The organism is candidate division TA06 bacterium (assembly GCA_016208585.1).
GTDB lineage: Bacteria > Edwardsbacteria > AC1 > AC1 > EtOH8 > UBA5202.
Genome location: JACQXR010000131.1, coordinates 1 through 5731, shown reverse-complemented (window position 1 = coordinate 5731; position 5731 = coordinate 1). Strand labels below are relative to the sequence as shown.

The window sequence follows — 5731 nt, the reverse complement described above, 5'->3', positions numbered from 1 at the left end:
CCTCGATGCTTTTGGGAAACATCGTACATTGATTGCGATCTCCATGCCGATATGCCATGGCCTGCTCCTTTTTCTATTACAGGTAATTATAGCATATTCGGCATTGTTTGTCATTTCCTCTCTTATTATGACACAGTCTGATGGCGGGGAGGCCACGGGCATATTGACCCGCCCGGGAGGTGCGCGGCCGAGCTCTTTGGCTACTTTCTGGCGGTACAGAAAGTAGCATTAGTAGAAATGGCAGACATTTTTACGGTTTAAACTAACACCAGTTCAAATAAAAAATAATATGAAACAGACTTTTACCATTTGCCCCCATTGCGGCTGCGGCTGCGGCCTCTATCTGGTACAACAGGACGGCTGGACCGGCGGAGTGACCGCCAGCCAGGAGCATTATTTTTCGGCCGGACAGCTTTGCGCCAGGGGCTGGACCGGTTACCAGCTTTTATGGTCGCCGCTGCGGATAAAAACCCCGCTCTACAAAAAGAACGGTGGGCTGGTTCCCATCGGCTACGATAAGGGACTGGAGTCCGCCGGCAAAAAACTGAAGTCCATCAAGGAAAAGCACGGCCCCCAAAGCATAGGAATCATTACTTCTTCCCGGCTGACGGTGGAAGAAGCCCAGGCCCTGTGCTCGTTTGCTAAAGACATCCTGGAAACCCCCAATTACGACAGCGCCGCCCGGCTGGGTTATCTGCCGGTAGAATTCCCCAAAACCGCCGTTGCCGCCGACATTTCTGGAGCCGACCTGATCATCGTACTGGGGGCAAGCCTGATGGAAGAGAACCCCGTGCTGGGGGCCCGGGTGGTCTCGGCCTGCAAGCCGGAGGCCGACCGGCCCTATCAGTCGGCCGACCTGAGCCACGTCATCGCCGGCAAGCCCGCCCGGCTAGCGGTGATGGACAGCCGCAAAAGCGCGCTGACCGATGCGGCGGAATTGTTCCTGAAGACCATTCCCGGCCATGAGGCCGGAGCGCTGCCGGCCCTCTTGAAGGTAATGGTTGAAAAATACCAGCTGGAATCCAAGGATCCGGCTTTCCGCAAGGTCAAAGAGTCACTGGCCAAAATGTCCTGGGAGAACCTGTTATCCGTCACTGGCCTGGTCCTGCCGGGGCTAGAACAGTTGGGGGCCATGCTCGCGTCCGCCAAAGCGCCGCTGGTGATATTCGGCCGCAGCCTGTTTACCGGCCACGACGCGGCCGCGGCCCGTTCGGCCCTGGCCGGCCTTTCGCTGCTGCTGCCGGAAAAGCTTTCTGTGCTTCAGACGGCTGCCGCCGCCAACGACTGGGGCTGCGCCCGGATACTGACATCTGACAAGGGGCAAAGCTATACCGAGATGATGGAGTCGTTGGGCTCTGGAAAAATAAAAACCCTGTTGCTGGTGGGCGAGGATCCCCTGAAGACGCTGGGCGGAAAAGAGGGAGTGTCCCAGGCCCTGGCCCAGGCCGAGCTGGTGGTGGCCTTCGATCACTTTGCCTCCGAGAGCCACCAGTATGCCGAGGCGGTTTTCCCGCTGGCTTTGTCCTTTGAAAAGGAAGGCTCATTCTGCAATCTGGACGGCCGGAGGCAGAAATTTGAACAGGCGGTAAAACCGGATTTTGAAGTGATGTCACTGGAAGAATCCTTAAAGGCCATGGCCTCCGTGATTGGCGGAAAACTGGATCCCAAGGATGAGCTTAAGCCGCTGGTCCCGGCCGGATGGGATACGGCTTTTAATCTGTCCAAAGCGGCCCCCCAGGGTTATTTGCTGGAACTGGGCACGGCCTATCCCCATCTTTACGGCGATGATCAGTTGACCTTCAACAGCTATCATCTGGCCCGCGAATTTGCCGGAGGATTTGTGGAACTGCATCCCGATGATATCAAGGAACTGGGGGTCCGGGCCGGATGGAAGGTGAAGATCCTCTCGGCCGCCGGAAGCCTGGTGGTCACGACCAGGTCCAATCCCGACCTTATAAAAAAAACCGCCTTCATGCCGGCGCACTTCGGCGGCAACCTGCTGGCTTTGGCCAAGGCCAACCACCACCTGAAGACGCCCCAGTTGAGGGGCATCGCGGTCAAGATAGAAAAAACCTAACCACGAATTAAAGCGAGTTTCATATAAATTGAAAATATTAGTGACCGGAGGGGCCGGGTTCATCGGCTCCCATATCGTTGACGCCTATCTGGCGGCCGGCCATCAGGTGGCCGTGCTGGATGATCTTTCCAGCGGCAAGCGGGAAAATATCAATCCCAGGGCGCAGTTTGAGCTTTGCGACATCCGCAGCCCCAGGGCGGACGAGTTCATCACTGATTTTAAACCGCAGATAATAAACCATCACGCGGCTCAGATCAGCGTACCGTTTTCCGTCAAGGATCCGACCCGCGACGCCGAGGTCAATATAGTGGGGCTGATTAAAACCCTGGAATCGGCGGTAAAGTGCGGGGTGAAAAAAGTGATCTTTCCTTCCACCGGCGGGACCATTTACGGGGAAGCCTCAGTCGTCCCCACGCCAGAAGAATACCGGGCCGATCCGCACTCTCCCTATACCTGTGCTAAGTATGCCTGCGAGCGCTACCTGGCCTATTACCGCTACCAGCACGGGTTAGTTTCAACCATACTGCGTTATGGCAATATCTACGGCCCCCGGCAGGTCCCGCAGGGGGAGGCCGGAGTGGTGGCCATTTTCATCCAGGCCTTTCAGAAAGGGGCGACTCCGGTACTGTGTGCCTACTCAGGCGAGCCGGACGGCATGGAACGAGATTATGTTTATGTGGAGGATGCGGTCCGGGCCAATCTTTTGGCCCTGGAGCGGGGAAATGACCAGACAGTGAACATCGGCTGGGGAAAGGGCGTTACCACCGGGCAGGTTTTGCGGGAAGTAGCCAAGTCTTTGAAAGCGGAGCCGAAGTTCAACCGGGCCGGGCCCCGGCCCGGAGACCTGCATAAAAGCGCCATTGCCAACCGGAAGGCCCAAGAGGCGCTGGGGTGGCAGCCCCAGGTCAATTTACACGACGGGATACAGCGCACCGCCGATTATTTTAAAAGCATCAGGTAATCGAAACTGCGGAGCGTGAATTTACAGGTGCGGGCGGTCAAAATATATTTTGTATATTTTGCCGGTCCGCATTTTTATTTGCCCCAAAGCCTGCCTTAACTTTTTTACGGTTGACAGACGGTCATATTTGTATTATCCTTATCAGGCACAATTAAAATTCATCACCCAGCTAAAAAGATTACATTTTCGTGAGCGCAAAGTTCGATCCCCAAAATAATTACCGGACCACCCTGGCCTCCGCCGGCTATGTCCCGATAAAAGAAGCCGCTCAGGCCGACTATGACCGGATCGGCTTCATGTCGGGGCTGGAGGTGCACCAGCAGCTTTTGACGGAGCAAAAGCTTTTCTGCCGCTGCCCGGCCGGGCAGTTCCAAAAGCCAGAGGACTACGACGCCGAGATCATCCGTCACATGCGCCCCACCCTCTCGGAACTGGGGGAATACGACGGCACCGCCCTGATGGAGTTCAAGACCCGCAAAAACATCGTCTACCACATCAGCAACCGGACCGCCTGCACCTACGATGTGGACGACACCCCGCCCTTCCCCCTGAACCGCCAGGCGCTGGAGATCGCCATCGAGATAGCCCTGCTTTCCCGGTTGAAAGTAGTGGGCGAGGTCCACATCGCCCGCAAGCAATACCTGGATGGCAGCATCCCCACCGGATTCCAGCGCACCGCCATCATCGGGGTGGAGGGAGTGATCCCTCTAAAACACAAAAAGGTCCGCCTGATCCAACTGTCGCTGGAGGAGGACTCCTGCCGCGAGGTCTCGGACATCGGCCATGTCCGGGTCTACCGCACCGACCGGCTGGGGATGCCGCTGATAGAGACTGTGACCTATCCCGACATGAAGAACCCGGACGAAGTAAAGGAAGCCTGCGATTACATCCGCTTCCTGAACCGCAGCGCCGGCAAGGTCCGCACCGGGATCGGGGCGGCTCGCCAGGACGTCAATGTCTCCTGCCGGGGCGGCACCCGGGTGGAGCTGAAAGGCGTCTCCCACACCAAGTGGATACCGCTGTTGACCCACAACGAATGCTTCCGCCAGTGGGCATTGCTCAAGATTCGCGACCTGCTAAAGAACAAGGTGAAGCAGCAGAAGGAATGGAATATCAGATCCGAGCCCCTCAAATCAATTGCCGGAAAGCTGGAGAGCAGTTGTTTCAAGGAACTGGTAAACAACGGCCACAAGGCGCTGGCGGTGAACCTGCAAGGCTTTGAAGGCATCCTGTCGCATTTCACCCAGCCTAAGAAATGCTTTGCCGACGAGATCTCGGACCGGCTGAAGGTGGTGGCCTGCATCGAGAAACCCAACATGACCAGCTCCGAAGCAATGGAGCCGATGTTCCCGGCCAAGGACTGGGATCAGATCCGCACCCTGCTTAAGGCGGCGCCCGATGACGCCCAGATGATCTTCTGGGGGCCGGAGGAGGACATCAAGACCGCCCTGGAGACCATTGAGGAGCGCTGCCGGATGGCCTTTACCGGCGTGCCCAACGAAACCAGGAAGACATTCGAGGACGGTACCACGGTGTTCGAGCGGGTGCTGCCCGGGGCCGACCGGATGTATCCCGACACCGATTCCAAACCCATCCCGCTGGAGGATGCTCAAATCGACGAGATCAGAAAATCAGTGCCCACCGAAGTGGCGGACCGCTACCGGCAGTTAAAAGATTGGGGAGTGCCGGAGGACTGCTATACCTACATCTTCGTCCGCAACCTGTATCCGGTGATCGAGAAGATAGTAACCGGGCTGGGGCAGAACCCCAAAACCGTGGGCGGTGTTTTCGGGCATCTTTTGAAGAACATCGAGGGGCATTATAAAAAATCCCCGGACTTCACTTATGACCGCATCTACGACCTCTATAAATACGTGGTCGGCAGCAAGCTGGATGGTGAGATAATCAAAACCATGCTGCCGGTGGTTTACCAGTATCCCAAGATGGATTTTGACTCGGTGCTGGTGAATCTTGATTTCAAGCGGTTCTCCCGGGAAGAGATCGCTTCAAAAATACAATTCCTTCGTGATAAATATAAAAGCATCAAGACCTCTAAATCCCCGGAAGCCGGGAAACACTGGATCATGGGGCAGTTGCGCAAACCGGCGCTGGGGAACATCGGCCTCAAGGAACTTCGAAATATAGCTGATGGTTGCTACTAGTTGTTAGGGTTATTGTATGACAGAAAAAGTAAAACCGTATACAGAACTGAACGTTTGGAAAAAATCCCGGGAACTGACGAATTTTATCTATACACTGACCAAATCATTTCCTGCTCAAGAACTGTATGGGCTGACAAGCCAGATTAGGAGATGCTCAGTATCAGTGCCGTCAAATATCGCTGAAGGCTCGGGCAGAAATCACGCCAAAGATTCCATACAATTTTTCCATATCGCACGTGGTTCATTGTATGAGCTGGAAACGCAGGCATATTTGGCTTTTGACCAGAAATATATCAATAATAAAGACTTGGATTCTGCTTTACAAATGATAACTGAATGTAAAAAGTTGATAAACGGGTACATCAGGTATTTTAGGACACTGACCTAACAATTACTAAAGAGGGAGAAATCGATCTTCGTAAAAGCTGTATAGAGTTGATCGAGCAAGGTGTCAAAGTAACTGAAATAGCACGGGAACTTAACAGATCACGGGAGTGGGTCTATAAATGGGAAGCTCGCTGGAGGACCGGT

5 protein-coding genes are annotated in these 5731 nt (G+C 54.9%); all 5 read left to right on the top strand.

The genetic code is table 11. The features are described from left to right. The first annotated feature begins 289 nt into the window (after positions 1-289). Complete coding sequence (locus HY768_09740) at positions 290-2077, top strand: molybdopterin-dependent oxidoreductase (GenBank protein MBI4727478.1); 1788 nt, start codon at positions 290-292, stop codon at positions 2075-2077. A gap of 28 nt (positions 2078-2105) precedes the next feature. Next, positions 2106-3038 (top strand): NAD-dependent epimerase/dehydratase family protein, encoded by a 933-nt coding sequence (locus tag HY768_09735; protein MBI4727477.1) that lies wholly within the window; start codon positions 2106-2108, stop codon positions 3036-3038. 188 nt (positions 3039-3226) lie between these two features. Continuing rightward, positions 3227-5200, top strand: coding sequence for a Glu-tRNA(Gln) amidotransferase subunit GatE (gatE, locus tag HY768_09730; protein MBI4727476.1), 1974 nt, complete (start codon positions 3227-3229; stop codon positions 5198-5200). Positions 5201-5216: 16 nt separating this feature from the next. Further along, on the top strand, positions 5217-5588 hold the full coding sequence (locus HY768_09725; protein MBI4727475.1) for a four helix bundle protein: 372 nt from the start codon (positions 5217-5219) through the stop codon (positions 5586-5588). Between the two features lie 47 nt (positions 5589-5635). Next, the coding region (locus HY768_09720; GenBank protein MBI4727474.1) for a helix-turn-helix domain-containing protein at positions 5636-5731 on the top strand (96 nt) is incomplete at its 3' end.